This is a genomic window from Pseudomonadota bacterium (assembly GCA_030860485.1).
Taxonomy (GTDB): Bacteria; Pseudomonadota; Gammaproteobacteria; order JACCXJ01; family JACCXJ01; genus JACCXJ01.
Genome location: JALZID010000374.1, coordinates 1 through 3,118, shown reverse-complemented (window position 1 = coordinate 3,118; position 3,118 = coordinate 1). Strand labels below are relative to the sequence as shown.

The window sequence follows — 3,118 nt, the reverse complement described above, 5'->3', positions numbered from 1 at the left end:
TGCACGCGCCATCGACTACCTCGCCGGGAACGCACGACGCGCACACCCTAAACGGGATCGACAACGTGGGCGGCTGCAATTCGGTCTGGAGCCGATTTTCGCGAATCCTTAACTACATAACCTATGTGCCGCGGCTATGGCCCGAACTCCGTGGGGGGCCACAAGAATCGCTTTTAATAGATTGTACTTTGCTCTCATCAGTTAAACCACGTCATTATAGAAGCCTCAAATTCCGTGGCGCCGCGAGCGGCGTGGGCTGCGGGGAAAATCTGGCGCCCCTATCCAGACCGTCAGAGGCATTGCCTTTGCCAAGAGATCCGGCTGCCAACTGGAAGCCGGTCAGGGTGGTCGGATTGGCGCCTCCAACGTATGTAGGCTTGCCAAACACGTCGTTCGCGCCAGATCCCGTGGTTTTCGTGAAGAGGTTGTAGCTCTCTTCGGCCAGCCCGCTCACTCTCCCGTCGCAGACGCAGAATGAGGTGACGATGTTGTCCTTCAGGATGGTGCCTTGGCTGACCGGATCGGCGGGCTTGTTGCCGAGATACAACTGTCCGCATGGCTGGCTGTAATCGCAGGTGCCATAGTTAAGGAATGTGTTGTGGCGGATCACCGAGCCATTGTCGGATAGCAGAGTCACCGCGTAGGGCGAACCGTTCACGGCAAGGACGTTGTCCTCGATGGTCTCATGGTCGCATCCGTCGGCACACATGATACCGACCGATACGTCATGGAACCAGTTGCTCCGGATGACAGTGTTCTGCGAGCCATAGAGCTGGATCGAGTCTGCGTGGACACCTGCCGCGCCGTCGATCTGCTTGATGCCGACGAATTCGTTGTTCAGGATTCTTGTCCCGTTGCTGCCGTTCTGGATGCCGTCGGAGTTGCCGCCGGGACCGAAACGCGAGTTCTGGATAGTAATCCCGGACGGCTGGCTGGTGCGCTCCGGAAGCCACACGCGACCTTCTCCGCCGCCCGCGCCCGCGTTCCAGGCGCCGTGAACATTACGGTCAAACAGGATGTTGGCATTAGCGAGCGTGCCGGTGCGGAATGTCGTCTGGCCGGTAACGGTGGAGTTGCGAACCGTGATGTTTTTCGTTCGACTATCGTTCATGTAAACACTGGTCAATGTGAGCCCGTCGATGGTGATGTTCGAGGCCGGGCTGAAGTTGAGCGCCATGGTTGCAGTTGCGCCCTGCGGCATGATCGTCACGAGGCCGGACTTCAAGGCTCCCGTGAACGTGCCGTAGGACCCTGCGGCGAGCAGGATCGTGTCGCCGCCCTGCGCCGACGCGAAGACGCTCGCGAAGTTGGACGGCATCGCCGTCAGCGTCGCCGCGAAGACGGCGCCAGGAACGACAGTGGCCACGCTACAAATTGCGGCGACCATAAACGCAAGGCATTCAACTCGAACTGTTGAGTTCTTCATACTTCCTCTCCAGATCTTTGATTGCAACCAAGCGAGCTCGACCAACAAAAGCGAGAGAAAACCTCTGCGAGCGAACGAATCTTTTGTGTGAGCCAAGTGAACATTTCGCACCCCGTAGGGCCGGCTCTTATCCCTGCCCTACGCCTTTACAGTTTAGTCAATAAATCTGCTTTTGGGACTCACTGACATGATTACGCGGATCAAACCCAGTACCGGGTATCCTGCTCCATACGCCGAAGACCGGATCCTCGAGAAGGAGGGTGCTGCTTAAATGCAGGCAGATAGTTGTCCCGCCGGTGCCCGATATAGCTGATGCTACGTTGGCACCAGCGCTCAGGGTTTGGTTACAAGCCGCCAAGCTGAGTCGAATGGGCCCCAAAAGAAGAAGAGAGAGAAGCAACAGGTTCTTGATATGATCGGTTTTCACGGTGCGTCCGCGTCACAGTGTACTTAGCAGAAATGGTTGAGCATTAACGGGGCAGTAGTAACGGCTTCAGGTTGTGCGGCTTGAATAACCCATCTGTAGGTCGGGACAAAATGTTTTAGCATGGTTAGGCGGATCAAGCGCTGCACGTATGCGCAAACCGCTCTGTGGGCGCGCACCTCACTCTAGACACAACGGGCCAATTGTTTTCAATTAGTCGACAGGTTGGCGAGTATGGTGGGCACTGGTTTCGGAGGGCCCGGGGGGTACTTATCATAGTAACGGCGAACATCGGGTTGTGAATTCGTAGTACCTAACTTCGTTCGGCACAGGGTAAGCCTCTATCGGCCGCAACAAAGTTCAGTAGATGGTCAGGACTAGCGATCGGTCACACAATGAGGCTGGAGTAATTGTAACCCTGTCGATGGCCGGATGATCGTCAGGATAACAGATCTGTTCCCGCCCCTTACGGGGTCGTGGAGACTATCGCGGAAGCGTCGTGTTCCCGCGCGCGAGATAGTCGCGCGCGAGGTAGTAGATCCGCAGATAAGCGATGTAGTTGCCCGGATGAAGGCACACTGGATAAGGCTATCATTGGCCGGTCCCATACGTCGATAAGCGGCCCTCGTTGTAGACGGCACGGGTGGCGCAGGTACTAGGCAGACTAGCAAGGTCGCTCTGAGCGCTCGTTTCACTGGGCTGACCTCCATGCACCTGATCGCGGAACTGTAGTACGCCACTATGGGCTTAGAAGAGCGATCCAGTAAGTACTACCGGCGCTAATCGCCGTGGACGGAAGAGGGACTTGGTTCCAGCCCCTTGCTTAGTGACGTCAGTGCGGCTTGCGCGAGAAGGATACCCGGATGTCCATTATTTATCCTTGTAGAGGCCGGCAACGTGGAGTTGACCCCGTTTCGTGGACACATCACCTTCTGGGAAGGAGGAGTCCACGATGTCGAAACGAAAGAAGGGTGCGGTTCTTTTAGAACGACGCTTCGGCCCGTCAGGCCGCCTCTTTGAAGAGGTGACTTGCCATCCGTGAGCGGTGGTTACGCTCTTGCTCTTGGGCCTTATGAAACGCCCAGTAGGCCTCCGTATCACCGCTGGAATGCAGCGACCGGAGCTGCAATACCGCCTCGGCGCTGCGCAGGCCCCAGCGTGCCCCGGTGATGTCCATGCGGTCGTTGACGAGGTGACGACAGGCCCCTTCGATGACCCCGGTGGCAATGGGGAAACCCTCGGCGAGATAGCGGTCGTAGCGCAGCATC

General features: G+C 57.2%; 3 protein-coding genes. All 3 read right to left on the bottom strand.

All coding sequences use genetic code 11. The annotated features are described in order from the left end of the window. Positions 1 to 214 precede the first annotated feature (214 nt). The gene (locus tag M3461_22995; GenBank protein ID MDQ3777008.1) at positions 215 to 1,426 is read right to left on the bottom strand and encodes a right-handed parallel beta-helix repeat-containing protein; all 1,212 of its coding nucleotides are present in this window, start codon (positions 1,424 to 1,426) and stop codon (positions 215 to 217) included. Between the two features lie 157 nt (positions 1,427 to 1,583). Beyond that, complete coding sequence (locus M3461_22990) at positions 1,584 to 1,853, bottom strand: hypothetical protein (protein ID MDQ3777007.1); 270 nt, start codon at positions 1,851 to 1,853, stop codon at positions 1,584 to 1,586. 1,000 nt (positions 1,854 to 2,853) lie between these two features. Further along, the coding region (locus M3461_22985; protein ID MDQ3777006.1) for an ISKra4 family transposase at positions 2,854 to 3,118 on the bottom strand (265 nt) is incomplete at its 5' end.

Excerpts from the sequence above, each read along its gene's own strand:
- M3461_22995 (MDQ3777008.1), bottom strand. The coding sequence starts at position 1,426 with ATGAAGAACTCAACAGTTCGAGTTGAATGCCTTGCGTTTATGGTCGCC.